The 26,773-nt window shown below is 69.5% G+C and carries 24 protein-coding genes; 12 read left to right on the plus strand and 12 right to left on the minus strand.

Translation table 11 applies throughout. From position 1 onward, the window contains the following. Positions 1 to 728: 728 nt before the first annotated feature. From ACGF7Y_RS01960 to ACGF7Y_RS01970, 3 genes are all read right to left on the minus strand, one after another. Complete coding sequence (locus tag ACGF7Y_RS01960) at positions 729 to 908, minus strand: DUF5302 domain-containing protein (protein ID WP_062969883.1); 180 nt, start codon at positions 906 to 908, stop codon at positions 729 to 731. Positions 909 to 1,056: 148 nt separating this feature from the next. Beyond that, complete coding sequence (locus tag ACGF7Y_RS01965) at positions 1,057 to 1,557, minus strand: PPOX class F420-dependent oxidoreductase (protein ID WP_393228327.1); 501 nt, start codon at positions 1,555 to 1,557, stop codon at positions 1,057 to 1,059. 33 nt (positions 1,558 to 1,590) lie between these two features. Next, positions 1,591 to 2,292 carry an IclR family transcriptional regulator gene (locus ACGF7Y_RS01970; protein WP_040868418.1) on the minus strand — a complete coding sequence of 234 codons (702 nt, stop codon included), beginning with the start codon at positions 2,290 to 2,292 and terminating at the stop codon, positions 1,591 to 1,593. 155 nt (positions 2,293 to 2,447) lie between these two features. Between ACGF7Y_RS01970 and leuC the strand changes: the two genes are divergently transcribed. The 3 genes from leuC to ACGF7Y_RS01985 all read left to right on the plus strand — a co-directional run bounded on the left by leuC (position 2,448) and on the right by ACGF7Y_RS01985 (position 5,324). After that, positions 2,448 to 3,869, plus strand: a complete 1,422-nt coding sequence (leuC, locus tag ACGF7Y_RS01975; protein ID WP_393228329.1) for a 3-isopropylmalate dehydratase large subunit — start codon at positions 2,448 to 2,450, stop codon at positions 3,867 to 3,869. A 39-nt stretch (positions 3,870 to 3,908) separates the two neighbouring features. Further along, entirely contained in the window at positions 3,909 to 4,517 is a 609-nt protein-coding gene (gene leuD, locus ACGF7Y_RS01980; protein ID WP_040868414.1) for a 3-isopropylmalate dehydratase small subunit, read from the plus strand. Between the two features lie 156 nt (positions 4,518 to 4,673). Then, positions 4,674 to 5,324, plus strand: a complete 651-nt coding sequence (locus tag ACGF7Y_RS01985) for an HU family DNA-binding protein (RefSeq protein WP_062969880.1) — start codon at positions 4,674 to 4,676, stop codon at positions 5,322 to 5,324. 193 nt (positions 5,325 to 5,517) lie between these two features. On the opposite strand, the gene ACGF7Y_RS01990 is transcribed toward ACGF7Y_RS01985, so the two are convergent. From ACGF7Y_RS01990 to cofC, 3 genes are all read right to left on the minus strand, one after another. After that, positions 5,518 to 6,480, minus strand: a complete 963-nt coding sequence (locus ACGF7Y_RS01990; RefSeq protein ID WP_393228331.1) for an NUDIX domain-containing protein — start codon at positions 6,478 to 6,480, stop codon at positions 5,518 to 5,520. Next, positions 6,477 to 8,648 (minus strand): RNA degradosome polyphosphate kinase, encoded by a 2,172-nt coding sequence (locus tag ACGF7Y_RS01995; RefSeq protein WP_393228333.1) that lies wholly within the window; start codon positions 8,646 to 8,648, stop codon positions 6,477 to 6,479. The genes ACGF7Y_RS01990 and ACGF7Y_RS01995 overlap by 4 nt, the downstream gene beginning before the upstream one ends. A 71-nt stretch (positions 8,649 to 8,719) precedes the next feature. Then, positions 8,720 to 9,403 carry a 2-phospho-L-lactate guanylyltransferase gene (cofC, locus tag ACGF7Y_RS02000; RefSeq protein WP_393228335.1) on the minus strand — a complete coding sequence of 228 codons (684 nt, stop codon included), beginning with the start codon at positions 9,401 to 9,403 and terminating at the stop codon, positions 8,720 to 8,722. Between the two features lie 31 nt (positions 9,404 to 9,434). On the opposite strand from cofC, the gene ACGF7Y_RS02005 reads away from it, so the two are divergent. Continuing rightward, positions 9,435 to 10,430 carry an NAD(P)H-dependent glycerol-3-phosphate dehydrogenase gene (locus tag ACGF7Y_RS02005; protein ID WP_393228337.1) on the plus strand — a complete coding sequence of 332 codons (996 nt, stop codon included), beginning with the start codon at positions 9,435 to 9,437 and terminating at the stop codon, positions 10,428 to 10,430. Between the two features lie 87 nt (positions 10,431 to 10,517). After that, positions 10,518 to 11,621, plus strand: a complete 1,104-nt coding sequence (locus tag ACGF7Y_RS02010) for a D-alanine--D-alanine ligase family protein (protein WP_393228339.1) — start codon at positions 10,518 to 10,520, stop codon at positions 11,619 to 11,621. Positions 11,622 to 11,760: 139 nt separating this feature from the next. Here the strand turns inward: ACGF7Y_RS02010 and ACGF7Y_RS02015 are convergent, their stop codons facing one another. Beyond that, entirely contained in the window at positions 11,761 to 12,384 is a 624-nt protein-coding gene (locus tag ACGF7Y_RS02015) for a DUF3515 domain-containing protein (protein ID WP_393230859.1), read from the minus strand. Positions 12,385 to 12,746: 362 nt separating this feature from the next. On the opposite strand from ACGF7Y_RS02015, the gene thiL reads away from it, so the two are divergent. From thiL to ACGF7Y_RS02035, 4 genes are read left to right on the plus strand one after another with little or no spacing between them, the layout of a single operon-like run. Continuing rightward, positions 12,747 to 13,913 (plus strand): thiamine-phosphate kinase, encoded by a 1,167-nt coding sequence (gene thiL, locus ACGF7Y_RS02020; protein ID WP_393228341.1) that lies wholly within the window; start codon positions 12,747 to 12,749, stop codon positions 13,911 to 13,913. 11 nt (positions 13,914 to 13,924) lie between these two features. Beyond that, positions 13,925 to 14,608 (plus strand): uracil-DNA glycosylase, encoded by a 684-nt coding sequence (locus ACGF7Y_RS02025; RefSeq protein WP_393228343.1) that lies wholly within the window; start codon positions 13,925 to 13,927, stop codon positions 14,606 to 14,608. 52 nt (positions 14,609 to 14,660) lie between these two features. Continuing rightward, the gene (locus ACGF7Y_RS02030; protein ID WP_062969872.1) at positions 14,661 to 14,900 is read left to right on the plus strand and encodes a hypothetical protein; all 240 of its coding nucleotides are present in this window, start codon (positions 14,661 to 14,663) and stop codon (positions 14,898 to 14,900) included. Between the two features lie 58 nt (positions 14,901 to 14,958). Next, positions 14,959 to 15,822 carry an alpha/beta fold hydrolase gene (locus tag ACGF7Y_RS02035; RefSeq protein ID WP_393228345.1) on the plus strand — a complete coding sequence of 288 codons (864 nt, stop codon included), beginning with the start codon at positions 14,959 to 14,961 and terminating at the stop codon, positions 15,820 to 15,822. A 7-nt stretch (positions 15,823 to 15,829) separates the two neighbouring features. Here the strand turns inward: ACGF7Y_RS02035 and ACGF7Y_RS02040 are convergent, their stop codons facing one another. The 3 genes from ACGF7Y_RS02040 to rpmB all read right to left on the minus strand — a co-directional run bounded on the left by ACGF7Y_RS02040 (position 15,830) and on the right by rpmB (position 17,611). Continuing rightward, a complete protein-coding gene (locus ACGF7Y_RS02040) occupies positions 15,830 to 16,618 on the minus strand; it encodes an enoyl-CoA hydratase-related protein (protein ID WP_393228347.1) in 789 nt (262 codons plus the stop codon). 153 nt (positions 16,619 to 16,771) lie between these two features. After that, the gene (locus ACGF7Y_RS02045; RefSeq protein ID WP_393228348.1) at positions 16,772 to 17,302 is read right to left on the minus strand and encodes a GNAT family N-acetyltransferase; all 531 of its coding nucleotides are present in this window, start codon (positions 17,300 to 17,302) and stop codon (positions 16,772 to 16,774) included. Between the two features lie 117 nt (positions 17,303 to 17,419). Continuing rightward, complete coding sequence (gene rpmB, locus ACGF7Y_RS02050; protein WP_011210730.1) at positions 17,420 to 17,611, minus strand: 50S ribosomal protein L28; 192 nt, start codon at positions 17,609 to 17,611, stop codon at positions 17,420 to 17,422. A 287-nt stretch (positions 17,612 to 17,898) separates the two neighbouring features. On the opposite strand from rpmB, the gene ACGF7Y_RS02055 reads away from it, so the two are divergent. Together ACGF7Y_RS02055 and recG are read left to right on the plus strand one after the other, a co-directional pair. Next, positions 17,899 to 19,686, plus strand: coding sequence for a DAK2 domain-containing protein (locus ACGF7Y_RS02055; RefSeq protein ID WP_393228350.1), 1,788 nt, complete (start codon positions 17,899 to 17,901; stop codon positions 19,684 to 19,686). A 3-nt stretch (positions 19,687 to 19,689) separates the two neighbouring features. Further along, positions 19,690 to 21,972: an ATP-dependent DNA helicase RecG gene (recG, locus tag ACGF7Y_RS02060; RefSeq protein ID WP_393228352.1), complete on the plus strand. Its 2,283-nt coding sequence runs from the start codon at positions 19,690 to 19,692 to the stop codon at positions 21,970 to 21,972. Positions 21,973 to 21,991: 19 nt separating this feature from the next. On the opposite strand, the gene ACGF7Y_RS02065 is transcribed toward recG, so the two are convergent. Next, positions 21,992 to 23,413, minus strand: a complete 1,422-nt coding sequence (locus tag ACGF7Y_RS02065) for a short-chain fatty acyl-CoA regulator family protein (protein ID WP_393228354.1) — start codon at positions 23,411 to 23,413, stop codon at positions 21,992 to 21,994. A gap of 245 nt (positions 23,414 to 23,658) precedes the next feature. Here ACGF7Y_RS02065 and ACGF7Y_RS02070 point away from each other — a divergent pair, with 245 nt between their 5' ends. Then, a complete protein-coding gene (locus ACGF7Y_RS02070) occupies positions 23,659 to 24,030 on the plus strand; it encodes a nuclear transport factor 2 family protein (protein ID WP_393228356.1) in 372 nt (123 codons plus the stop codon). Positions 24,031 to 24,427: 397 nt separating this feature from the next. Here the strand turns inward: ACGF7Y_RS02070 and metE are convergent, their stop codons facing one another. Beyond that, positions 24,428 to 26,695, minus strand: coding sequence for a 5-methyltetrahydropteroyltriglutamate--homocysteine S-methyltransferase (gene metE / locus ACGF7Y_RS02075; RefSeq protein WP_393228358.1), 2,268 nt, complete (start codon positions 26,693 to 26,695; stop codon positions 24,428 to 24,430). Positions 26,696 to 26,773: the final 78 nt, after the last annotated feature.

Here is a 26,773-nt window from a genome sequence, read left to right on the forward strand (position 1 = left end):
TCCAGTGGGTGGGTGAGCTTCGGACCGAGCCCGTACCGCCCCAAGGGCACGCCGATGGTTGTGCGGGTGCGACCGACTGGCCGGTGCTACGTCCGTCTCGTCTACGTCTGGTGGGCGCCGCGGCAGGTTCGCGAGGGTGGGGCACTTTGCGAGCCAACGCCCGCGACCCGACCTCGACTCAGACCCGCGCGGGGGACGCCGACCTGCTTCCCGAAGACGCTCGAGCCCGGCGCTACCGCTTTCGCATCGTGCACGGCGGTATTCGGCTGGAGCCGCTGTGTGGAGCGCCCATACACGCGGCCGACTCGGTGCCCTATCCGTACGGCTCACCGACTTCCGCCATCGATGCGGATCGTCTGCCGGCTGTGGCCCTTCTGCTGCGTTCGGGATGGGCAAGCGCCGAGCAGCTCCGCACGGTGCGGCGTGGACATCGCTGATGACGAGGCCGGCGCCAGGGGCCTCCGGGATGGCGTCACCCGATGGGTGGGCAAGGTTCGGTGCGGCGCTGTGCTGTGCCGCGCTACGGCTCTGCACACTTCCCGGAGACCGGGCTGATCGGGCTTCATCGGTCGCACGAGATCTTCCGCCGGTCTCGGATCTCGAGCTGTCGGAAGAGCTGACCGGCGGGCTCGCCGAGACCGGGTGCCGTTCTGCTCGTCCGGCGGGAGCCGGCGCAAAAGAAAGGCCCTCCAGCGCTCTTGCCGGAGGGCCTTCGCCGTCTGCGCGGACTATCCGCTCTTGCGCCGGAATTCCCGCTTGTGGCCGACCGCGGTGTGCGCCGCGGACGCCTTGGACCGTCCGTCGAGGTGGTCGGCCGCGCGGGCGTTCTGCTGGTTCTTGCGCTCCAGTGCCTCCCGGAACTTGCGCTTCACCTCGTCGGCGCCATTGGACTTACCCGAATCCGCCATCGCTGCTCCTCGTCGTCGCGGTCGCGCAGCGCGTCCTCGCGGGCGGCGCTGCCCGGCCGATTCCTGTCGAACACCCCGACGCTAGCCCGTGCGGGGCGGTTGTGTCAGTTGGATTTCGGGCGCGTCGCGCGACCCGGGCGCGGGCGGGTCAGTCCAGCGCCCGCGCGGTGCTGCCGCCGAGGGGCATGGCCGGGAGGCCGAGCTTGCGGTGATCCCAGCTGCGCGTGCGCTCGGGCACGACGCGCACGGCGACCCGCTTGTGCAGCATGGCCTCGACCATCGGCCGCACCTGCTCGCTGTAGGGGCCGGTGTAGCGCTCCCAGACGCTCACGCCGACGGCGAAGAGTTTCCCGGCGTCCTCGATGATCTCGGCGCGGCCCTCGATGGCCACGCCCCTGAGCTGGTCGTAGGTGTCGCCCGCCTCGACCATGCAGGTGACCCGGGGATCGCGGCGCAGGTTCACCGCCTTCTGCGACTTGGCCTTGGTCTCGAACCAGATCTCCCCGTCGATGAGCGCGTACCACATCGCGGTGAGGTGCGGCGTGCCCTTCGGGCCGATGGTCGCCAGCGTCGCGATCCGGCTGCGCTGCAAGAAATCGGTGATCTCGGTGTCGGACATCACGATCTGTGCCCGTTGGTTGACTCCCATGGGCCCACTGTAGAGAGCCCGATGTGAAACGGGTTACAGGCGCTTGTGCAGTGCCTCGGCCGCCGCGACCAGATCCGCCGCCCACCGGGCGCCCGGCCTGCGGCCCATCCGATCGATCGGCCCCGACACCGACACGGCCGCGACCACGGTGCCGCCGGCGTCCCGCACCGGCGCGGAAACGCTGGCCACGCCTGCCGCGCGCTCGGCCGCGCTCTGCGCCCACCCGCGCTTGCGCACCTCGGCCAGCGCACGCTCGCCGAACACCGCGTCCGTCAGGATGGTGCGTTGCAGCTCCGGGTCGGCCCACGCCAGCAGCACTTTGGCCGCCGAACCCGCGGTGAGCGGCAGTCGGGCCCCGATCGGCACGGTGTCGCGCAGTCCGACGGGGGGTTCCAGCGCCGCGACGCAGACGCGGGCGTTGCCGTCGCGGCAGTAGAGCTGGACGCTCTCGCCGGTGATCTCGCGCAACCGGGGCAGGATGGCCGAGGCGGCCTCGAGCAGCGGGTCATCGGCGCTGGTCGCGAGCTCGGCCAGCGCCGGACCCGGCCGCCAGGTGCCGTTGCTGTCGCGAGCGAGCAGGCGGTGCACCTCCAGGCCGACGGCCAATCGGTGTGCGGTGGCGCGGGGCAGGCCGGTGCGCGCGCAGAGCTCGTTGAGACCCGAGGGATGCTCGGCTACGGCGTACAGGACCGCCACTGCTTTGTCGAGGACGCCGATGCCGCTATGCTGTCTCATAGAACGATACTAGCGTCTCGAATGTTGAGAAATCCACCTTCACCGGTACGTGCCCTCAGCGTTCGGACCAGGCGCAGCTATCCCAACTCGTGCAACCGTCGCCGCGTCGGAGTCCAGATCGCGGAACGGCTGCTTCGTCCGAAAGGTGATCGACAATGGCCGAACCGCGCACGCTGGCCGAGAAGGTATGGGACCAGCATGTCGTCGCTCGCGGGGAGGGTGCGGGTGCCTCGCGCGAGCCGGACCTGATCTACATCGACCTGCATCTCGTCCACGAGGTGACCAGTCCGCAGGCCTTCGACGGGCTGCGCGCCGCGGGCAGGCCGGTGCGACGGCCGGATCTGACCATCGCGACCGAGGACCACAATGTCCCGACGATCGATATCGACAAGCCGATCGCCGACCCGGTTTCGCGCACCCAGGTGGAGACGCTGCGGCGCAACTGCGCGGAATTCGGTGTGCGGCTGCACCCGATGGGCGACCTCGATCAGGGCATCGTGCACGTGGTCGGGCCGCAGCTGGGCCTGACCCAGCCGGGCATGACCGTGGTCTGCGGCGACAGCCACACCTCGACGCACGGCGCGTTCGGGGCGCTGGCGATGGGCATCGGTACCTCCGAGGTCGAGCATGTGCTTGCCACCCAGACCCTCTCGCTGCGCCCGTTCAAGACGATGGCGATCACGGTGGACGGCGCCATGCCCCCCGGCGTGACGAGCAAGGACCTGATCCTGGCCGTCATCGCGAAGATCGGCACCGGCGGCGGCCAGGGCTATGTCCTGGAGTACCGCGGCGAGGCGATCCGGGCCATGTCGATGGAGGCCCGAATGACGATCTGCAACATGTCCATCGAGGCGGGCGCGCGGGCCGGCATGATCGCGCCGGACGAAACGACCTATGAATTCCTCGAAGGACGGCCGCACGCCCCGCGGGGAGCCGATTGGGACGCGGCGGTGGCCGCCTGGGAGGCGTTGAAGACCGACGAGGGCGCCGTTTTCGATGCCGAGGTGCACATCGACGCCACCGAGCTGACCCCGTTCGTCACCTGGGGCACCAACCCGGGCCAGGGCGCCCCGCTGGGCGAGACGGTGCCCGACCCCACCGCCTTCGCCGACGAGGTGGCCCGCGAGTCCGCGGAGAAAGCTCTGCGTTACATGGACTTGGAGCCGGGTACTCCGCTTCGGCAAGTACCGATCGACACCGTATTCGTCGGTTCGTGCACCAACGGACGCATTGAGGATTTGCGTGCGGTGGCCGGGATTTTGAAGGGACGTCATGTCGCCGACGGCGTGCGAATGCTGGTTGTACCGGGGTCGATGCGGGTTCGCGCACAGGCGGAAAAAGAAGGACTCGGCGAGATTTTCACCGCGGCGGGCGCCGAATGGCGGCAGGCGGGCTGCTCAATGTGCCTGGGAATGAATCCGGACCAGCTCGAGCCCGGCCAGCGTTGCGCGTCCACCTCGAACCGCAACTTCGAGGGCAGGCAGGGTAAAGGCGGCCGTACGCACCTCGTTTCCCCCCTCGTAGCGGCCGCGACAGCGGTCCGCGGAACACTGTCGTCGCCTGCGGATCTGGACTGACCGGCCCCGATTCCCTCGAACAAACCCAGGAGATTCGTAATGGAAGCCTTCACCGTGCACAAGGGCATCGGAGTGCCGCTGCGCCGCTCCAATGTCGATACCGATCAGATCATCCCGGCGGTCTACCTCAAGCGGGTCACGCGGACCGGATTCGAAGACGGCTTGTTCGCCGCATGGCGCTCGGATCCGGACTTCATTCTGAACATCGCGCCTTACAACAGCGGTAGTGTGCTGGTGGCGGGTCCGGATTTCGGTACCGGGTCGTCTCGTGAGCACGCTGTTTGGGCGCTGGCGGACTACGGCTTTCGGGTGGTCATCTCATCCCGGTTCGCCGACATCTTCCGCGGCAATGCGGGCAAGGGCGGTGTGCTCGCGGCTCAGATGTCACAGAACGATGTCGAAATGCTCTGGAAGTTGCTCGAGGAACAGCCCGGCTTGGAATTGGTTGTGGATCTCGGGGCGCGCACGGTGACGGCCGGAACCGTCGTGTTGCCGTTCGATATTGATGACTACACCAGGTGGCGTCTGCTGGAAGGATTGGATGACATCGGGCTGACGCTGCGCCAGGAGGACGCGATCACCCGGTTCGAAAAGGCAAGGCCAACATGGAAACCCACTACCCTCCCGGCACATATTTCGCAGACGTAATCACCCCGGTCGGTTAGCTGGACAGCCGGAGTTGCGGTAGCTGGACGTGTGCTAAACCACATGAATTTTGGCGTGGCACATAGACTCTTGCCCAAAGTGGGTTTACCGTGGTACCTAGTCGGTCCGACGACGGGCCATTAGTCTGCGGAGGATTCAATGAACAAGGCGGAACTGATCGACGTTCTGACCGAAAAGTTGGGTACGGACAGGCGCACGGCCACCGCGGCAGTCGAGCATGTGGTCGACACCATCGTGCGCGCGGTGCACAAGGGTCAGAGCGTCACTATCACCGGTTTCGGTGTGTTCGAACAGCGTAAGCGCGCGGCTCGCGTCGCACGGAACCCGCGTACCGGCGAAACCGTCAAGGTCAAGCCCACTTCGGTGCCCGCGTTCCGCCCCGGCGCTCAGTTCAAGGCGGTGATCGCGGGTAAGCAGAAACTGGCCGCGACCGGGCCCGCCGTCAAGCGTGGGGTGAATGCGCCGGTGGCCGCGAAGAAGGCGGCGGCGAAGAAGACGGCGGCGAAGAAGACCGCCGCCAAGAAGTCGACGCCGACCAAGGCTCCGGCCAAGAGCACGGCCCGTAAGGCCGCCGCCAAGGCCCCGGCGAAGACCACCGCGCGCAAGACGACCGCTACCAAGACCGCTGCGAAGAAGGCGCCCGCGAAGAAGACCGCGGTCGCGAAGAAGGCTCCGGCCAAGAAGACGGCCACCAAGGCCACGGCGGCCAAGAAGACCACCACCGCCGCCAAGAAGACCCCAGCGAAGAAGACCGCGGCCAAGAAGGCCTCGGCTCGCGGAACCCGCTGATCTCGAGCCACCGCCGGATCGGCGCTGAATGCGCGGCCCCACCACCGGGCCCATTCGCCTCAACGTCGAGACGGCCCCGGGAGACACCCGGGGCCGTTTTCGGCTGTCCGCCTACCGTGGCCTCATCCTCGCGGCGCCGTTGTCGTCATCGGCGCCCGCCGACCCGCGCGGTGACGGGGAAGTTGCCGTCGTATCAGGACTCCGCGTCGTAGGCTGACAGCGATCGATCCAGATGGTCGGCGGCCACCAAGCGGTGGCCGACGAACGACAGCACCCACACACTGCCCTTGCGATTGCGCGCCGACGGCAGCGCGATCCCGTCGCGTTCGGCCAACCAGCCCAGCAGATCCGGGATCACCTTGCCCTGACTGCAGACGACGCGAACGGCCTTGTCCGACACCAGGGCTCGTAGACATTCCCGGGCCTCGTCCGGGTGTTCGGCGTACCCGGTCTCGGAAAACACCGGCTCCTCGATGATTTCCGCGCCGAGCTTCTCCGCCAGCGGCGCCACGGTCTGCACGCAGCGCAGGGGAGGAGCCGAATAGACCTGAGATGCGCCGAATGCCAAGAGATTCGGCGTGAGCGCCCGCGCCTGCGTCTCACCCTCGCGGTCGAGCGGACGCTGCTCGTCGGGACCGTTGTAGCGGTCCCTGCGGCCGGCTTTGGCATGCCGGACCAGAAGGAGGGTGTCGGTGCGTGCGGGCAGCCGGGTGAAGGCGCGCACCACTTGCCGATCCATCGGATACGACAACTGGTCCATCACCCGATCCAGCGGGTGCCAGCTGAGCACGTCCACTTCGGAGTTGGCGGTGAACTCCCCGCCCGCCTGCTCGGCGGCCCAATAGTCGACCCGCTTGAGCTTGCGATGGCCCGGAATCGGATACGTCACGTGGCCGAGGTAGCGGCCGAGCCTGCACTCCAGCCCGGTCTCCTCGCGGACCTCGCGAACCGCGGCCAGCACCGGGGTCTCACCCGGATCGAGCTTGCCCTTCGGCAGCGACCAATCCTCGTACTTGGGGCGGTGGACGAGCGCGATCTCGATCGTCCCCGCCGACGATTCACGCCACAGCACCGCACCGGCGGCGTAGATATTGGCAGTCACCCGGGGATCCCAGATCGGGCCCCCCTCCTGCTCGAACCCCGTCTTGGCGTTCACTGCTGTTCTGGCCTCCGCAGCCGCATCAAGAACTCCTGATGATCTCTGATCTTGTCCCCGTCGCCGGACGCCCCCGGCGATGCCCGCCAGGTGCCGTCCGGGTGCAACACCCAGCAGCGCGTGGTCGGCGACAGCGCGGAGTCGAACACCCCGTGCAGTTGCTCGGTCAACCGCGGATCCTTCACCTGCGCCATCACCTCGACCCGCCGATCCAGGTTTCGGTGCATCATGTCGGCGCTGCCGATCCAGTACTCGTGCTGCGCCTGGAAGTGCAGAACGCGGGAATGCTCCAAGAACCGGCCGAGGATGGAGCGGACTTCGATGTTCTCGCTCATACCGGCCACGCCGGGGCGCAGCCCGCAGATGCCGCGCACCACGATCCGCACCGGCACGCCCGCCTGCGAGGCCCGGTACAGCGCGTCGATGATCTCCTCGTCGACGATCGCGTTGGCCTTGATCAGGATCCGGGCGTCCTCGCCCTGACTCGCCAGCTCGGTCTCGCGCTGGATGCGCTCGATGATGCCCGAGCGCACGCCGTGCGGTGCGACCAGCAGATTGCGGTAATTCTCTTTTCGCGAGTAACCGGTCAGCGAATTGAACAGGTCGGTCAGGTCGGCGCCGATTTCCGGTGCCGCGGTGAGCAATCCGACGTCCTCGTAGAGGCGTGCGGTCTTCGGGTTGTAGTTGCCGGTCCCGATGTGGCAGTAGCGGCGGATGGTCGCGCCCTCTCGGCGCACCACCAGACAGGTCTTGCAGTGCGTCTTCAGGCCGATCAGGCCGTACACCACGTGCACGCCGGCCTGTTCCAGCGCGCGGGCCCATTTGATGTTGGCCTGCTCGTCGAAGCGCGCCTTGATCTCCACCAGGGCGACCACCTGCTTGCCCGCCTCGGCCGCGTCGATGAGCGCGTTGACGATCGGGGAGTCGCCGGAGGTGCGGTAGAGGGTCTGCTTGATGGCCAGCACCTGCGGGTCGGCGGCAGCCTGTTCGATGAAACGCTGCACGCTGGTGGAGAACGAGTCGTACGGATGATGCACGAGCACGTCGCCCTCGCGCAGCGCAGCGAAGACGTTGCGCGGCGTCTCGCGCTCGCCGAACGCGGGCGGTGTCGCGGGAACGTAGGGGGTGTCCTTCAGATTCGGCCGGTCCACGCCGTACACCTGCCAGAGGCAGGACAGGTCGAGCAGGCCGGGCACCTCGATGACGTCGCCGGGGTCCACGTCCAACTCCCGCAGGAGCAGATCGAGCATGTGCTCGGTCATGTCGTCGGACACCTCCAGTCGCACCGGCGAACCGAACCGCCGCCGGGCCAGCTCGCGCTCCAGCGCTTGCAGCAGGTCCTCGTCGCGATCCTCGTCGACCTCGAAGTCCGCGTTGCGGGTGATCCGGAACGAGTGGTGCTCGACCACCTCCATGCCGGGGAACAGCAGATCCAGGTGCGCGGCGATGAGCGCTTCCATCGGCAGGAAAGCGGCGATCGGGGAGCCGGATTCGGTACGGCGCACGCGGACGAACCGGTCGACGTTGTCGGGCACCTTGACGCGAGCGAAGTGCTCGCCGCCGGTCGAGTAATCCTTCACCGTCACCGCCAGGTTGAGACTCAGCCCGCTGATATAGGGGAAGGGATGGGCCGGGTCCACCGCGAGGGGGGTGAGGACCGGGAACACCTGATCCTGGAAGTAACCCGAGAGGCGCTGGCGCTCGCCGTCGTCCAGGTCGCTCCAGTCGATGATCGCGATGCCCTCGGCCGTCAGCGCGGGCAGCACGCTGTCGAGGAAGACGCGGGCATGCCGCACCGCGATCTCCTGCGTACGCGCGGCGATCAGTTCCAACTGCTCGCCGGGAGACCGGCCGTCGGCCGAGCGCACCAGCAGACCGGTCTCGGCGCGGCGTTTCAGTCCCGCGACCCGCACCATGTAGAACTCGTCGAGATTCGACGCGAAGATCGCCAGGAACTTCGCACGCTCCAGCAACGGGAGCGACGCGTCCTCGGCGAGGGCGAGCACGCGGGCGTTGAAGTCCAGCCAGCTCAATTCACGATTGAGGTAGCGATCGCGTGGCAACCGCGCAGCCGACTCGTCGGCGGACAGGGGTGTCGCCGCCGGGGGTGGCGTGGGAAGCAACGGCTGCTGCTTGACGGTTTCCGTATCGCTCACGCCAACGATCATCCCCTACCGGAGAGCACCCGCGCATCCCGCGAGCGCGATCGACGTGTGTCTCACACCACCATGGCGACCGGCTAGCACACGTGTGGAACGGGTTCGTGAACGCCGCCCGGCCAGCCGATGTCGTGCAGGACAGCACGGGTCGCGTTTCCGGCCCCGAGCGCCACCGCGCGGTCCAAGTCGGCGGCGGTGTCGACGTCCAGGCGCAGCCCCGGCCAGTCCCCGGTGAGATCGACCGCCCCGGCCTCGATATGGCTGCGCGCCGAACCGGGGCCGAAGCGGGGGTCCAGCGCGGCGACCGGGTCGCGAACCACGAGCGCGGCGGTGCCGCTGCCCTCGTGGTCGACCACGATCGAGCGCAGTCCGCGCGGGGCGGCGGCGAGCATGTCCGAGAGCTCTTCCGGGCGCAGCGCGGGCAGATCGGCTTGCAGCGCGAGCAGATCGATCGGTCCGTGCGCACCGCGCAACGCGGCGGCGGTGGCGGCCAGCGCGGTGTTCAGCCCGCCGGCGTGCGGTCCGTGCGGTTCCGGATGGACGTCGGCGCCCAGCGCGCGGGCCAGGTCCGCCACCTCGGGGTCCGGCGTGACCACGGTGACCGACCCGACCTCCACGACCGCCGCGGTGGCGGTCACGGTGTCGGCGAGCATGGCCAGCACGAGGCGTGCCCGGTGCTCCGGGCGCAGCCGGTCGGCCAGTCGGCTCTTGGCCTGATCGAGGCTCTTGACCGCGATCACGGCATGCACGGCGTGCGGGCGCATGCGAGCAATCCTTCCATGGCATATTGGGCTGATGACGAGGGTGGCAGTGCTGGGCGCGGGATCGTGGGGCACCGCGTTCGCGAAGGTGTTGGCGGACGCGGGAACCGAGGTCACGATCTGGGCCAGGCGCCCCGAGGTCGCCGCGGCGCTGGCCTCCGAACATCGCAATCCCGATTACCTGTCGGATATTCCGCTGCCGCCGATCGCGGCGACCCACGACCCGGCGGTAGCGCTGGACGGAGCCGACATCGCCGTGCTGGCGGTGCCGTCGCAGTCGCTGCGCGCGAACCTCGCGGCGTGGAAGGGACTGATCGGGGCCGACGCCACCCTGCTGAGCCTGGCGAAAGGAATCGAGACCGGCACGCTGCTGCGGATGAGTCAGGTGATCGAAGAGGTCACCGAGGCGGATCCGAGCCGAATCGCGGTGCTGTCCGGGCCGAACCTGGCGCGCGAGATCGCAGTGGGTCAGCCCGCCGCGACCGTGATCGCCTGCTCGGACAACGACCGCGCCGTGGCGGTGCAGCACGCCAGCGCGACCGGATACTTCCGGCCTTACACCAACACCGACGTGGTCGGCTGCGAGATCGGCGGCGCCTGCAAGAACGTCATCGCGCTGGCCTGCGGGATCGCATCTGGGATGGGCCTGGGCGACAACTCGATCGCCAGCCTGATCACCCGCGGGCTGGCCGAGATCATCCGGCTCGGGGTCGCCCTCGGCGCGGAGCCGGTGACGCTGGCGGGCCTGGCCGGAGTCGGTGACCTGGTCGCCACCTGCACCTCCCCGCTATCGCGCAACCGGTCGTTCGGTCATGTGCTCGGCGCGGGCGGGTCCATGGAGGCCGCGCAGTCGGCCACTCATGGCCAAGTCGCCGAGGGTGTGAAGTCCTGCACATCGGTGCGTGCGCTGGCCGAACGGCAGGGCGTGGAGATGCCGCTGACCACCGCCGTGCATCAGGTCTGCCATGAAGGACTCTCCGTGCGAGAAGCGGTCGGCAACCTGCTCGGGCGGCGGATGAAGCCGGAGTGATTCCGGCTCCGCCCGCGTGAACGGAGGCCGGAGTGTCCGGGACGGTCAGCGGTGGGAGCGCGCACCGAAACGGGTACGGTTCGGAGCATGACGAACCGGATCAGGGTGGCAGTGGTCTTCGGCGGGCGCAGCAACGAGCACGCCGTGTCCTGCGTATCGGCCGGTAGCGTGCTGCGTCATCTGGATCCGGAGAAGTACGAGGCCGTGCCGATCGGCATCACCACCGAGGGCCGCTGGGTGCTCGGCGGTGCGGAGGTGGCCTCGCTCGGCATCCACGATCGCGCCCTGCCCTCGGTGGACGCCGCGGGCACGGCACTGACCCTGGCCGCCGACCCGAGCCGCTCGGGGGCGCTGATCGCACTCGACGATCCGAGCGCCGCGCTCGGCGCGGTCGACGTGGTCTTCCCGATCCTGCACGGACCGTTCGGTGAGGACGGCACATTGCAGGGAATGCTGGAACTCGCCGGAGTTCCCTATGTGGGCCCCGGTGTGCTGGCCAGCGCGGCGGGCATGGACAAAGAGTTCACCAAGAAACTGCTGGCGGCCGAGGGACTGCCGGTCGGCACCCAGGTGGTGCTGCGGCCCGGCACCGCGACGGTCGCCGAGGAGGACCGGCTGCGCCTCGGCCTGCCGGTGTTCGTCAAGCCCGCCCGCGGCGGTTCATCGATCGGCATCACCCGCGTCGGCGACTGGAACGACCTCGATGCCGCCATCGCGGCGGCGCGCGCGCACGACCCGAAGGTGATCGTCGAAGCGGGCATCGTCGGACGCGAAGTGGAGTGCGGGGTCCTGGAATTTCCGGACGGCCGGGTCGCGGCGAGCGTGGTCGCGGAGATTCGGATGCCGGAGACCGGCACCATCGCCGACGCGCCGGCCTTCTACGACTTCGACACCAAGTACCTCGACGACGTCTGCGAATTCGACGTCCCCGCCAAGCTGGACGACGAGGTCTCCGACCAGATCCGGGAACTGGCCGTGCGCGCCTTCCGAGCACTCGACTGCCAGGGCCTGGCGCGGGTCGATTTCTTCGTCACCGAGCAGGGACCGGTGATCAACGAGATCAACACGATGCCGGGGTTCACCGCCATCTCCATGTACCCGCGCATGTGGGAGGCCACCGGCGTCGACTTCGCCGCACTGATCTCCTCGCTCATCGACACCGCGCTCGCCCGCGGCACCGGCCTGCGTTGAGCCCGCTGCCCTCGCAACTCGGTCTCACTCCGGTTCACGTTCGGCTCTGATCGCTTGTCGGCTGTGCCTCGATGCGCGCGCCACGGGACGAGTGGCCCGCTCGAGCCATCGCGGACGGATCGGCGCACGTTGCTCGCCGTCAGTTGGGCAGCGGTCCCGGGTCGATCGGCTGCGCCGGGAGGTGGGCGGTGATGGTGTCGGAGACTTCTTGCAGCGGCGTGGGGCCGGAGCCGTCGGGGATGGTGAGAGCGACGTAGGTCCCCCGGTCGACGGCGAACCAGGTGCTCGCCGCGGCGGCCTGGTCGCGGACCTCGAACCACTGCACGCCGTCGACGATCTGCAGCGGCGAGGCGCGGTTGAATTCCAGCGGGCGATCCAACCCGCAACGCAGGACGATGGCGTCGCCGCCTTCGGTGCGCTGCCAGGCGCGGGTGGCGGTCGGGGCGGGCTCGACCAGGGTCGATTTGGTGAACTCGCCCAGGTTCGCGGGCAGGGCGGGCAGCAGCTCGGCGCAGGCCGGACCCTCCGCCGCCGGGGCGGGGACGGGGCCGAGCACCAGCGGTTCACGCTCGACGGGCGCGCGGCGCGCGAGCACGGCGGCCACGATCACGGCGACGACCAGCACGACCGGAAGCGCCACGGCGGTGGCGATGAGCGCGGGCGAGTACTGGTGCGCGGGGGCCGGCGCGGGCGGGTTGTCCGGTTCGCCCGCTGCTGCGGAGTCTTCGGCGTCGCTCTCGTCTGCTGCTGCGGAACTTCCGATGTCGCTCTCGTCCGCTGGGGCCGGCGAGTCCTCGGCGTCGCTGTCCCCGGTGTCGTTGTCCGGTGTCGCGGCGTCGGAGGAAGCGGCGTCGGCGCTACCCACCGCATTGTCCGCGTGCCCGGACTTGCGGGATTCGGTAGCGGCTTCCGGGTGTTCGTCCCGCTGCTCCGAATCGCGGTCCGGCGAATCCGCCGCCATGGTCACCGATCCTTTCTGGTGCGCGTCGCCCTGGTCGGCAGCCGCGCAGCGGTGGACCGGGCCGGAAGTACTCGAATGCCTCCGAAAGGGTACCGTCGGGCTCGTTCCAGCAAGCACCGCGCCGGAGAGGATCGGTCATCAGCGCCAGCAGGGCCCCGAGGACAGTGCGTGAACTGGGGGAGTTCGCGCTGATCGACCGCATCAACGCCGGCCGGGTGCAGGCGCCGGGCGTGCTGCTCGGCCCCGGCGACGACGCGGCGCTGATCGCGGCTCCCGACGGCCGGTTCGTGGTGACCACCGACATGCTCGTGCAGGACCGGCATTTCCGGCTGGACTGGTCCAGCCCCGAGGATGTGGGCCGCAAGGCGATCGCACAGAACGCCGCCGACGTGGTCGCCATGGGCGCCACTCCGACCGCGTTCGTCGTCGCGCTCGGCTGCCCCGCCGATACCCCGCTCGAGGTGGTCGACGGACTCGCCGACGGCATGTGGGCCGAGGCGGCCAGGGCGGGGGCGTCCATCGCGGGTGGCGACCTGGTCCGCAGCCGGGAACTGGTCGTCTCCGTCACCGCCTTCGGCGATCCGGGTGGTGGCGCGCCGATCACCAGAGCGGGTGCGCGCGTGGGGGATGTCGTCGCGGTGGCGGGTCGGCTCGGCTGGTCGGCCGCGGGCCTGGCCGCCTTCACCGCCGGGGTGACCGGCCCCGAGGTCGCCGAAGCGCTTGCCGCGCACCGGGTCCCGCAGCCGCCGTACGCCCTCGTCCTGGACGCACTGCCCGGTGGTTCGCGCGGCGGATCGGAAATTGCTGCGGCTGAGCCATTTTCGGCTCGCACCGCATCTGGTGTGGCCGCGCGGGATGCCGCGACCGTCTCGCTGGAAGCCCGAGACCCGCAATCGTCGCCCCGGCCCGCGCCGCTCGGCGCCGAACCGGAAACGCGCACTGCGTCGGGAGGTCCAGCGCCGAGAGCGCCCGGCCTCGGGCCGCACGCGCTGACCGATGTGTCCGACGGGTTGCTCGCGGATCTGGGGCATATCGCATCGGCCTCTGGCGTGGCCATCGACCTGGATTCGGCCGCCTTGCGCGACCCGGCGCTGGAGCTTGTCGCCGCTCGGCTGGACGCCGATGCGGCGCAATGGATCCTGACCGGCGGCGAGGATCATGCCTTCGCGGGCGCGTGGGCGCCGGGCCGCCCGCTCCCACCCGGATGGGTCGTGATCGGGCGAGTTGTGGCCGGTCGCGGGCTTACCGTCGACGGCGTCGCGCAGACGGGCGGCGGTGGGTGGGAATCATTCCGTGGGGCGGAATCGCCGTCCGGCGGCGAGCCACGCTAAGTTGTGCGGTCATGGGCGCGAAACCACTGTCGGAAATCATGGATCCGGGCTGGGCGAAGGCACTCGAGCCGGTGGCGGATCGGATTTCCGCCATGGGCGAATTCCTTCGTGCCGAGAACGCCGCCGGCCGTGGCTACCTACCGTCCGGTGAGAACGTCCTGCGCGCCTTCCAGCGTCCGTTCGACGCGGTGCGCGTGCTCGTGGTCGGCCAGGATCCCTACCCGACGCCCGGTCATCCGATGGGGCTGAGTTTCTCCGTGGCGCAGGATGTTTCGCCGATCCCGCGCAGCCTGGCCAATATCTTCGCCGAATACAGCAAGGATCTCGGCCACCCCACGCCTTCCTGCGGCGATCTGAGCCCATGGTCGGACCAGGGTGTGCTGATGCTGAACCGCGTGCTCACCGTATCGCCGGGTAAGCCCGCTTCGCACCGGGGCAAGGGCTGGGAGGAGGTCACCGATCAGGCGATCCGCTCCCTGGTCGCCAGGGACGAGCCGTTGGTGGCGATCCTGTGGGGCCGCGACGCGGCGACGCTGAAGCCGCTGCTGGTCGAAGCCGAGGTCCCGTACATCGAGTCCGCGCATCCGTCGCCACTGTCGGCGTCTCGTGGGTTCTTCGGTTCCCGCCCCTTCTCGCGAGTGAACGAACTACTCGACGAACTGGGTGCCGAACCGGTTGACTGGCGCCTGCCCTGAATCGGGCGTCTGTGTGTGATCGACCGAGAGTTAACGAGTGAGGAGCTGTTCCATGCACAACACCACCGTTCGCGGCGCGCTGCGCGGCACCACCGCGACCTTGGCCTTCTGTGCCGCTTTGACCAGCGGCGCGGCCGTCGCGGGAGCGGCCCCCCTGCGGCTCGAGCCCGCCACGGAGACCACGACGGCTCCGGTCGCCGAGGAATACACCTCCAGCGGCTCCTCCACCCTGTCCGCGTCGGTGAACGCCAAGATCGCGTGCCTGTTCTTCGTGGGCAATCTCGGCTGCTGAACCCTCGATTCGCCGGGTTCGCGCCGGCGCGGAACAGCGTTGTGCGATCCTACAGATCGTGAGTAATGCGAACAATCTTCTCGAACCGTCCCGGCTCCGGCTGCGCGGTTCGGGCGGAATCGAGCTGGCCGCCGATCAGTTCGGCCCGGTCGACGGCCCGCTCGTCGTCTTCTTGCACGGTGGCGGGCAAACCCGGCATTCGTGGAAGAAGACCGGCGCCAGGCTGGGCGCGTCGGGGATGCGGGTCGTCACGGTCGACGCCCGCGGCCACGGCGACAGCCAATGGGCGCCGGATCGCGACTACCGGCGCCAGACCATGGTCGAGGACCTGTTGCTGGTGCTGGAACAGCTGGGCGCCCCCGCGGTGGTCGTCGGGGCCAGCATGGGCGGAATCACCGGGCTGCTCACCACCGCGCGGCCCGGCGGAGCGGCGATCAGCGCCCTGGTGCTCGTCGACATCGTGACCCGGCCCGAGCCGGAAGGGGTCGCCCGGGTGATCGACTTCCTCGGCAAGCATCGCGATGGCTTCGACAGCATCGAACAGGCGGCCGACGCGGTCGCCGAGTACCTGCCGCACCGCCCGCGGCCGAAGAGCACCGAAGGCCTGCTGCGCAACCTGCGCGAGCGCGACGGTCGCTGGTACTGGCACTGGGATCCCGAGATGCTCGGCGACCGGCCGGAGGACCCGTCCGCGATGATCGAGCCGATGGAGGACGCGGCGCGGGCGCTGCGCATCCCGGTGCTGCTGGTCCGCGGCATGCGCTCGGACGTGGTGAGCGCAGAAGGAGCCGAGGCGTTCCAGCGGCTGGTGCCGCACGCCCAGCTCGTGGAGATCGGCGGCGCCGCGCACACCGCGGCCGGTGACGACAACGACTCGTTCACCGACGCGGTGGCGAAATTCGTGCTCTCGACTCTCGAGTGACGACCGATCAGGCCCTTCCGGCGTAGTCGGGCTTGCGCTTGGCGACGAAGGCGTCGACGCCCTCCCGTCCGGCGGGGGAACTCGCGGCCGCGGCGATTCCGTCGCGCTCGCTGTCGAGCTGATCGCTCAGCGTCGCGGTATCCGACTGCCGCAGCAGCGTTTTGATGCTCGCGTGGGTGGAACGCGGTCCGGCCGCGATGGTGCGTGCGAGGCGCTGCGCCTCCTCGGAGATCTCGCCGTCGGGGACCAGCCTGCTCAGTACGCCGAGGCGCACCGCCTCGTCGGCGTCCAGGACGGCGTCGGTGAGCAGGATCTCGCGGGCGCGCGCCCGCCCGACGACGCGCGGCAGCGTCCAGGACATGCCGCCGTCGGGGCTCAGGCCGATGCCTGGATACGCCGGGCGCAGCTTGGTGCCGGGTCCGCCGAGGGCCATGTCGGCCAGGCAGACCAGGCTCATGCCCGCCCCGGCCGCCCAACCCTGGACCGCGGCCACTACCGGGACCGTGACCGCGTCCAGCGCGCGGACGAATTCGTGCAGGTCGGTGGCCAGACCGTGGATGTGCGCCGAGCGATCCCGCGCGGCGGCGAAGCCGCGCACGTCGCCGCCCGCGCAGAAGTTGGCGCCGGTGCCCCGCAGCAGCACCGCGCCCACCTCGGAACCGAGCGAGTGCAGTGCGGCGGTGCCCGCGTTGATGCCCGCGAAGTCCATGGACGTGCCGTTGGCGGAGGTGGCGATGGTGATCTGGAGGACGCCGTCGACGGTCGTCACGTACCCTGCTTGCTCGCTCGAGGTCATGATCTGCACCTTAACGGGCACGGCAGGACACGTCCGTGGGCGGCCGACGCGCAGATGGGGTCGCGGATGGTGGGATGCGGGCGCCGGGGACGCCTGCTCGGACCGGCTGGGCGGCGGCGCGCGGATACGCGGCGAGCGGAGGCGGAGGTATGCCTAGTGGGCGTCATCCCAGGTGGAGTCCGCGTGCTTCGTCGGGGTGCGCACCATGCGCACCTCCATCGCGGCGGTGAACGGCTCGACCTTGCGCGTGCCGTCGAGCACGAAACCGTGCCTGCGGTAGAACGCCTGGGCCCGCGCGTTCTGTTCGAACACCCACAGTGAGCACGGGGCGGCCGGATCGAGGGCCGCGCGGATCAGGTCGTCGGCGACTCCGCTGCCGTGCCGGCGGGACCGCACATAGAGGGCGTGCAGCTCGAGCGGGGTCACCGCGTCCGCGTCGCCGGGCGGGCCCGCGCTGGAGAATCCGATGACCAGGTCCTCGACGACCGCGACGTATGTGCGGCCCGGATAGCGCACTCGGTCGCGCTCCCACAGCTCGGCCCGGCGCTCGATGTCGAACGCGTCGAGCACGTGCGCGGGCACCAGCCCCTGATACGCCTCGCGCCAACAGGCGATGTGGCATTCGGCCAGGCTGTAGACGTATTCGGCGGCCAGCGGCTGGACCCGCCACGGATGCTCGGTCACCGCTGCCACGCTCGTCGGCACACCGCAGTCACGACACCGCAGTCACGACAACGCCCCGGACCACCCGATACGGGTGCCGGGGCGTGTGCCGACGGTATTGGTCGGCCGGGAAGCGGATCAGCCGCGGACGACCTTGCCCGCCTTCAGGCAGGAGGTGCACACGTTCATGCGGCGGGTGTTGCCCGGAGCGACCTGTGCGCGCACGGTCTGAATGTTCGGGTTCCAACGACGGTTGGTGCGCCGGTGCGAGTGCGAGACCGACTTCCCGAAGCCGGGGCCCTTGGCGCAGACGTCGCAGACGGCAGCCATAGTCGCGAACTCCTTCATGTCAATGGTGGGGACCGCCGCCTTCGCGGTGCGACGCGTCCTCGTTGCAATGTCGAGTGTGCCCTGCCGACGGAAAGCCGACCAGCGCAGACCGGCGACGGCCACGCGAGGCAACCCTGCAAGGGTAGCTGTGCAGGCGCCGATCCACCAAACCGGTCCTCACGGACGAGTGCCGGATCCGTTGCCGGGCATCCCCAGTGTAGGAGCGCGGTCTTGCCGGTCGCCTGTCGGGACCGCCCGCTAACCTGGCGGGCGGCGAGGGTGGGCGGGTGGCGGAAGGGAGTGAGGTGACGGTGTCCGGAGTGCGGGATGTAGTGGACGGCACGGCATTGCTGCGCTGGGGCCGCACCTGTCTCGCCGGCCTGGAACACCGGCGCGAGGAGATCAACGCACTCAATGTCTTTCCTGTCCCGGACGCGGATACCGGTACGAATCTGCTGGCCACCATGCGCGCCGCGGTGGACGCGGGGGAGGCGGCGGCGAACGCGGACGGGAGCGCGGCCCGCGCCGTAGCGGTCGCGATGGCGCACGGCGCGACGGTCGGAGCCAGGGGCAACTCCGGGATCATCTTGTCCCAGGTGCTGCGTGGCGTCGCGGACGCGGTGGACGGTGGCCCGTTCACGGCCGACAGCCTGCGCGCCGCACTGGCGAGGGCCTCCGAACTGGTCCGCGAATCGCTGAGCGTGCCGATCGAAGGGACCATCCTCACCGTGCTGGACCGCGCGGCCGCGGCGGCCGCGCAGTGCCCGGACCAGGAGCTGGCGAACGTGGCGCTGGCGGCGGCCGACGGCGCGGCCAAGGCGCTCGGCGACACGCCGTTCCAATTGGGTGTGCTGCGTCGGGCCGGTGTTGTCGACGCGGGAGCCCGCGGATTGGTGGTGCTGCTGGACAGCTTGGTCACCGTGACCCGGGGCCAGGCGCCCGCGCGACCGGAGTACCCACGGCCCGCGGCGGCGCGATCGGCGCCCGCGGACGACGCCGAGCCGCAGTACGAGGTGATGTACCTGCTGGCAGGCTCCGACGAGCGGAAGGTGGCCGCGCTGCGCGCCCGGCTCGGCGAACTCGGCGACTCGGTCGTGGTGGTCGGTGACGGCGGCGGGTCCTGGTCGGCGCATGTGCACTGCGCCGACGCCGGAGCGGCGGTGGAGGCGGGCATCGCGGCGGGCGAACTCAGCCGGATCCGCATCGAGAATGTCGTTCGCACGCCGCACCGAGACGCCCCGGCCGGGTCCGGTGAACGCGTGGAAGCGGCGAATCCCCTCGCCGGTGACGGTATCTCCGACTCGCGGCCCCGGCCCGTCCGAACCGGGGGCATCGCGTCGTCCGCCCCGGCTGCCGATTCGACTCAGGTGGTGGCCGGTGGGCTCGGCTCGAGCGCGGGGGCGACGCTCGAACTTCCGGCCGATCGGGGGATTCTGGCGGTGGTCGCGGGTGCCGGCGCCGCGACGCTGTTCGAGGATGCGGGCGCCGTGGTGCTGGCGGGCGACGAGCCGGTCACGGCGACGACGTTGCTGACCGCGATCCGGCGGATGCCGAACCGCGAGGTGCTGGTGCTGCCCAACGGCGCCCTGCCCGCGCACGAACTGGTCGCGGTCGGTGTCGCCGCGCGTGACGCCCGTCGGGACGTGCTGCTGCTGCCGAGTGCGTCGATGGTGCAGGGTCTGGCCGCCCTGGCCGTGCACGACCGAGGACGATTCGCGGTGGACGACGCCTTCGCCATGTCGGAAGCGGCCGCCACGACGCGGTGGGGCTCGCTGCGCCCGGCGACCGAGCGCGCGCTCACCATGGTCGGCACCTGCGAGCCGGGCGACGGTCTCGGACTGGCCGGGCACGATGTCGTCGTGATCGAGCCCGACGTACGCGCGGCGGGGCGGACGCTGCTGGACCGGCTGCTCGCCTTCGGCGGCGAGTTGGTCACCCTGCTGATGGGAGCGGCGGCGCCGGACGGTCTCGGCGACGAACTCGCCGCTCATATCGCACAGAACTTTCCCGGGGTCGAGGTGATCGTGTATTCCGGTGGGCAGCAAGGTGATTCGGTGCAGATCGGAGTGGAGTAGCGCATGGCGGCACTGAGCGATCGGCTCGACCACATTCTCGGCGCGAAGGCCGCGGACTCGCTGGCGGACGCGTTCGACATGCGGACCGTCGAGGATCTGCTGCGGCACTACCCCCTGCGGTACGCGACGCAGGGTCAGCCGCTCACCGAGGAGGCGCCCGAGGACGGTTCGCACATCACCGTCATCGGGCGGATCACCAAGGCCGAACTGCGGCCGATGCGCAACCGCCGCGGATCGCTGCTGAAGGTGGTTCTCGACACCGGTTCCGGGCGCGGCGTCGACGTCACCTTCTTCAATGGCGACAAGGTGAAATACGTGGTCCGCGAAGGTCTGCGCGCGATGATGTCGGGCACGGTGAACTACTGGCGCCCCGGCCAGTGGAACCTCAGTCATCCCGGCTACCTGATCCTGCCGGAGGCCGAGGGCGACGACGATTCGGTCGGCGCGCTGACGAAGGTGCGCGGCGGCGGAGACCTGCGTGGTCTGGCGCAGAGCGCCGCGGGCGCGGGGGGAGTGGACACGTCGTTCATGGAGCGCGAGTTCATCCCGGTCTACCCGGCGACCGCCAAGGTGCAGAGCTGGGATGTGCTCGCCTGCGTGCGGCAGGTGCTCGACCAGCTCGATCCGCTGGATGATCCGCTGCCGGAGGACGTGCGCGCCGAACGGGCGCTGCCGAACCTGTCGGACGCGCTGCGCCTGATCCACCTGCCCGAACGCAAGTCCGATATCGATCAGGCCAAGGATCGGCTGCGCTTCGACGAGGCGCTGGCCCTGCAATTGGTGCTGGCCGAGCGCAGGCACGAGGTGTCCGGCCGCCGGGCGCGCGCCTGCGCGTCGCGCGCCGACGGCATCGCCGCCGCGTTCGACCAGCGGCTGCCCTTCGAACTCACGGCGGGGCAGAAGCAGGTCGTTGCGGAGATCTCCGCCGATCTGGGCCGCGAGCAACCGATGCACCGGTTGCTGCAAGGCGAGGTGGGCTCCGGCAAGACGATCGTCGCCCTGCACGCCATGTTGCAGGTGGTGGACGCGGGTCTGCAGTGCGCGCTGCTCGCCCCGACGGAGGTGCTCGCCGCGCAGCACTATCGGTCGCTGCGCGGCATGCTCGGTGAGCTGGGGGCCGCGGGCGAACTGGGCGCGTCCGACCACGCCACCCGCGTGGTGCTGGTGACCGGGTCGATGTCGGCCGCGGCCAAGAAGGCCGCGCTGCTGGAAGCGGTGACCGGCGAGGCGGGCATCGTGATCGGCACGCATGCGCTGATCCAGGACAACGTCGAGTTCTTCGATCTCGGCATGGTGGTGGTCGACGAGCAGCATCGTTTCGGCGTGGAGCAGCGAGACGCCCTGCGCGCCAAGGCCAGAACCGGTGTCAGCCCGCATCTGCTGGTGATGACCGCGACGCCGATCCCGCGCACCATCGCCATGACCACGCTGGGCGATCTGGAGACCTCCACGCTGACCGAACTGCCGAAAGGGCGCTCGCCGATCGTCTCCAAGGTGGTGCCGCGCAGGCAGCATCCGAACTGGGTGGATCGCGCGTGGGAGCGGATCGTGGAGGAGGTCGCCGCCGGGCGTCAGGCGTACGTGGTGTGTTCGCGCATCGGCGACGACGAGGAGACGGCGGGCAAGTCCCGCAACGGGCGTTCGAAGTCCGGCGACGGCGAGAAGGAGGGCCCGACCACCCAGGCCGCGCTCGACGTCTACGAGATGCTGCGCGGCGGCCCGCTGGCCGGCGTACGGGTCGGCCTGTTGCACGGCAGGCTGCCCGCCGACGAAAAAGACCAGGTGATGCGCGCGTTCAATGACGGATCGGTGGACGTACTGGTGTGCACCACCGTGGTCGAGGTCGGCGTGGACGTGCCCAACGCGACGGTGATGGTCATCGTCGACGCCGACCGGTTCGGCGTCAGTCAGTTGCATCAGCTGCGCGGCCGGATCGGCCGGGGACGGCACCCCGGGTTGTGCCTGCTGGTCACCGATGCCGCGCCGGGCGGATCGGCGATGGCGCGGCTGGACGCCGTCGCCGCCACCACCGACGGCTTCGAACTCGCGGTGCTCGACCTGCGCACCCGCCGCGAGGGCGACGTGCTCGGCGCCGCCCAGTCCGGCACGGCCCGCTCGTTGCGTCTGCTGTCACTACTGGACGACCTCGAGGTCATCACCGCCGCCCAGGAATTCGCCCGCGCCGTGGTGGCGTCCGACCCTGGCTTGCGCAAACATCCCGGTCTGGCGGGAATGATGCACGCGGCCGTCGATTCCGAGCGGCTGGAGTACCTGGCCAAGTCCTGATTCCCCGGCCCCGGCGAGGTCAGCGCCCCAGCCGCGGGTAGGGCAGGTCGGTGCTGGTGTGCTCGGCGACCGCCAACGGACTGCCGATGTGCGGGAAGGCGCGCTGCGGGCACGCGGGGCGCTCGCACACTTTGCAGCCCGCGCCGATCGGCACCGAGGCCGCCGGGTCGTCCAGCTGCAATCCGGCCGAATACACCAGACGGTCGGCGTATTCCACATCGCAGCCGAGGCCGATCGCGAAATTCTTCGCCGCGGTACCGAACCCGTGCGGGGCGATCGCGGCGGTGCGCGCGACCCACAGATAGCGGCGGCCGTCGGGCATCTCGGCCACCTGGGTCAGGATGCGGCCGGGGTTGGAGAAGGCCTCGTGCACCACCCACAGCGGGCAACTGCCGCCCACCCGGGAGAAATGGAAGGCGGTGGCGGACTGCCGTTTGGAGATGTTGCCCGCTCGGTCGGTGCGCACGAAGAAGAACGGGACCCCACGCTGGCCCTGACGTTGCATGGTGCTGAGCCGATGACAGATGGTCTCGAAGCCGACCTCGAACCGCAGACCGAGCAGATCGATGTCGTAGTGCAGTTCCTCGGCCGATCGCAGGAATCGGCCGTACGGCAGCACCAGCGCGCCGGCGAAGTAATTTGCCAGCCCGATCCGCGCCAGTGTGCGGGATTCGCCGTTGAGCGCCGGGCTCTCGGCCAGGACGGCGTCCAGCTCGGCTCCGTAGAGCAGAAGGCCGAGCGTGGTGGCGATCTGGAAGGCGCGCTGGCCGGGCCGCAACCGGCGAGCCAGCGTGAGCGTCCTGATCTCCGGGTCGTAGTGGCGCTTGGGGACGGTGGGGTCGGCGCCGTCGCCGCGTACCAGGACGGTGACTCCGGCGCGTTCCTCGGCGATGCGGGCGAGCTGACGATCGAGCGAGCCGATGGTGAGCCCGGAGTTCTCGAACAGCTGCTCGGCGGCGATGTCGAGCTGTGCGATGTGGTTGTGATGGTCGTAGAAGAAGTCGCGCACGTCCTCGTAGGGCATGGGCACGCCCGGCGCGCCCGCGGGCGCGGACACCCGCGCGGAGAGCAGGTCCAGCTGATCGGTGGCGGCGCGTAGTCGGCGATGCATCGCGACGACGATCCTGGCGACCTCCGGCTGGCGGGTTGCCAGTTCCTCCACCTCGGTCAGCGGCGCGGTGTGCCCGCCCGCGGCGTCGATGAGCACCTCGTGCAGGTCCGACACGAGCCGCGCGTCGGAATCGGCGGCGAAGAACTGGACGTCGAGATCGAAGGTGGAATTGAGTTTCAGCAGTACGGGAATGGTGAGTGGGCGCTGGTCGCGCTCGAGCTGATTGAGATAACTCGGCGACAGATCCAGCGATTTCGCCAGAGCCGCCTGAGTCATCCTCCGTTCTTCACGCAATCGCCGAAGCCGGGCGCCCGCATACATCTTGCGCACGTGCACGATGGTAGCTGCGATGATTCGCAATCATCGCAAAAACGCGCGTTCTTACCCGCAGGAATATGCTTTTGCGAGGTATCCAGCAATGCCTTCGATCTGCGTAGCGTGCGAAGAGAGGTTTGCCGTCGCATTGTGGATCGGGCATGAAAACGCCCACCACCCCCTTCCCTGCCGAGCGATTGCTTGGTTGAATCGAGGGGTCCGGCGCCCGTCTTCCGGCAGCAGGAAAGTGAGCAGAACGAATGCCCGATCCCGACGAACTCGTGCGTGCGATGTGCCGAAGCTGGTCCGACCCCGATCCGGATCGGATCAGCGCGTATTTCGCCGAGGACGCCGTCTACCACAACATCCCGATGGAACCCATCGTCGGCCGCACCGCCATCCGCGACTTCATCGCGGGTTTCCTGACCACCTTCGAAGCCATCGATTTCGACATCCATCACCAGGTCGCCTCCGGCAACGTGGTGATGAACGAGCGCACCGACACCCTCCGCTCCGCGGGACGCGAGACACCGCTGCCGGTCATGGGCTTCTTCGAGGTCGCCGACGGCGAAATCACCACGTGGCGAGACTACTTCGACATGACCGCCATCAACCGGGCCTTCGGACTGTAGAGCGGGACTCGGTCGAGCAGGTCGTCCTCGAATTCGGCTGTGGGTGACCGAGTTCGACCGGTCTCGGTGGTGGCGATTGATTTCCGGATCGGATGGAACCGAATCGGGGGGCGGGCACGTCGAAGTAGGTGAGAGGGGAACCATTGTCCGGTGGTCGACATGCGAGGAGGGGTAGCCGATGGAGCGTTGTTCCGGGTGTCATACGGCGTGGCGGCGGGGGATGCGGGCGCGGGCGCGGGAGTTGCCGGTGACGCGGCGGGAGGAACCGTGTGATCGGTACACGCTGCGCCGTCGGCCACCACCGCGACCGGAGCCGGAAACGGACTGCGGCTCTTGACGGTTCGGTGCCCCCTTCGGGCGGCGAAGGGGGCACCGAACGCCGATGGGCGGGAGCGGGTTACCGGACGGCAGCCGCCGCGGCGACCATGTTGCGCAGTGAGGCTTCCACCTCGGCGCGTCCCCTGGTCTTCAGCCCGCAGTCGGGATTCACCCAGAGCCGTTCGGCCGGAACAGCTTTCAGCGCCGCGCGCAGCGAAGTGGTGATCTCGTCCACGCTGGGCACCCGCGGAGAGTGGATGTCGTACACGCCGGGGCCGACGCCGAGGTCGAATCCCGCCGCGTTCAAGTCGTCGAGCACCTCCATGCGGGAACGCGCCGCCTCGATCGACGTGACGTCGGCGTCCAGCCCGGCGATCGCATCGATCACCTCGCCGAATTCCGAGTAGCACAGGTGCGTGTGGATCTGCGTCGCATCGGACACTCCGGAGGTCGCGATCCGGAACGATTGCACCGACCACTCCAGGTACCCGGGCTGGTCGGCCGCGCGCAGCGGAAGCAGTTCACGTAGGGCAGGCTCGTCGACCTGGATGATCCTGATGCCCGCCGACTCGAGGTCAACGGTCTCGTCGCGGATCGCCAGCGCCACTTGGCGGGCCGAGTCGCCCAACGGCTGGTCGTCGCGTACGAACGACCACGCCAGAATGGTGACCGGTCCGGTCAGCATGCCTTTCACGGGCTTGTCGGTGAGCGATTGCGCGTACGCGATCCACTCGACGGTCATCGGCTCCCGCCGCGCGACGTCACCGAACAGGATCGGCGGCCGCACGCAGCGGGTCCCGTAGGACTGCACCCATCCCTGCTCGGTCGCCGCGAACCCGTCGAGTTGCTCGGCGAAGTACTGCACCATGTCGTTGCGCTCCGGCTCGCCGTGTACCAGCACGTCCAGCCCCAATCGCTCCTGTAGCGCGATGACCTCCGCGATCTCGGCGCGCATCCGGCGGACGTACTCCGCCTGGTCGATCTCGCCCTTGCGCAGCGCGGCGCGCGCAAGCCGGATGGCCGAGGTCTGCGGGTAGGAACCGATCGTCGTGGTCGGCAGCGCGGGTAGCCGCAAACGGTCCCGTTGCAGTTCTCGGCGTTGTTCGGCGGGTGCGCGGCGGACGGCGTCGGGCCCGAGCGCGGCCAGTCCGGCCCGCACCCGCGGATCGTTCAGCCGCGGATCAGACCTCCGCGACGCCAGCGCCGCACGCACCTCGGCCAACTCGGCGTCGATCGCTTGCGCACCGTCGCTCAGCGCGGTCGCGAGCAGGCGGACCTCGGTCACCTTCTCCGCGCCGAACGCCAGCCAGGAGCGCAACCGCTCGTCCAATCCCGTCTCCGCGGCCAGCGTGTAGGGCACGTGCAGCAGCGAGCACGAACTCGAAACGGCCACCTGCGCAGCGGATCCCCGCAACGTATCGAGGGTGGCCACAGCGCGGTCGAGATCGGTGCGCCAGACGTTGCGTCCGTCCACGACCCCCGCGACGATCAGCTTCCCGGTCAGCGCGGGCACGTCGGCCACCGCGGCGACGTCGGCGCCGGTGGTGAAGTCGAGGGCCACTCCTTCTATACCGGTGCTCGCCAGAGCGGGCAGCGCGGCGTCCGGCTGCCCGAAGTAGGTCGCGACGAGGATCGCCGGACGCTCGGCGGCGTCGGCGAGTTCCGCGTAGGTGACCTGCACCAGGCCGATCTCCTCCGCCGTGAGGTCGGTGACCAGCACCGGCTCGTCGATCTGCACCCACTGGGCACCGGCGACGGCGAGCCTGCGCAGCAGTTCCCGATACAGCGGCAACAGTTCGATCAGCCGGGCCAGGGCCGAGCCGCCGCTCGCCTTGGCCAGCTTCAGGAAGGTGATCGGGCCGATCACCACCGGTCGCGCCGGCACGCCCAGCTCGAGCGCCTCCCGCAGTTGCGCCAGCAGCTTCTCCGGGTGCAGCGAGAACGCGGTCTCGGGGCCGATTTCCGGCACCAGGTAGTGATAGTTGGTGTCGAACCACTTGGTCATCTCCAAGGGCTCCACCGTTTCGGTGCCGCGCGCGGCGGCGAAATACCGATCCAGCGGGTCGGCTATCCCGGCGACCCGGGGCGGCAGCGCGCCCAGCAGTTCGGCGGTGTCGAGCATCTGGTCGTAATAGGAAAAGGTGCCGACCGGAATCGAGTCCAGGCCCGCGGCTCGCAAATCGGTGAGCTGGGCCCGCCGCAGGTCGCGCGCCACGGCGTGCAACCGGCCTGCGTCGATCTCGCCTGCCCAATAGGCTTCGGTGGCCCGCTTCAGTTCACGCCGGGGCCCTACTCGCGGAAGCCCGAGAACCGTCGCGGTGAACGGCTTCTGCTGTGCAACAGTCACGATGTATCTCCATTGCTGTGGACGAAAGCCATCGCCGTACGGGCAGGCGGAGAACCTTGTGACATGCCGGTGAAATCC

This window comes from Nocardia sp. NPDC047654, from assembly GCF_043205035.1.
Lineage (GTDB): Bacteria > Actinomycetota > Actinomycetes > Mycobacteriales > Mycobacteriaceae > Nocardia.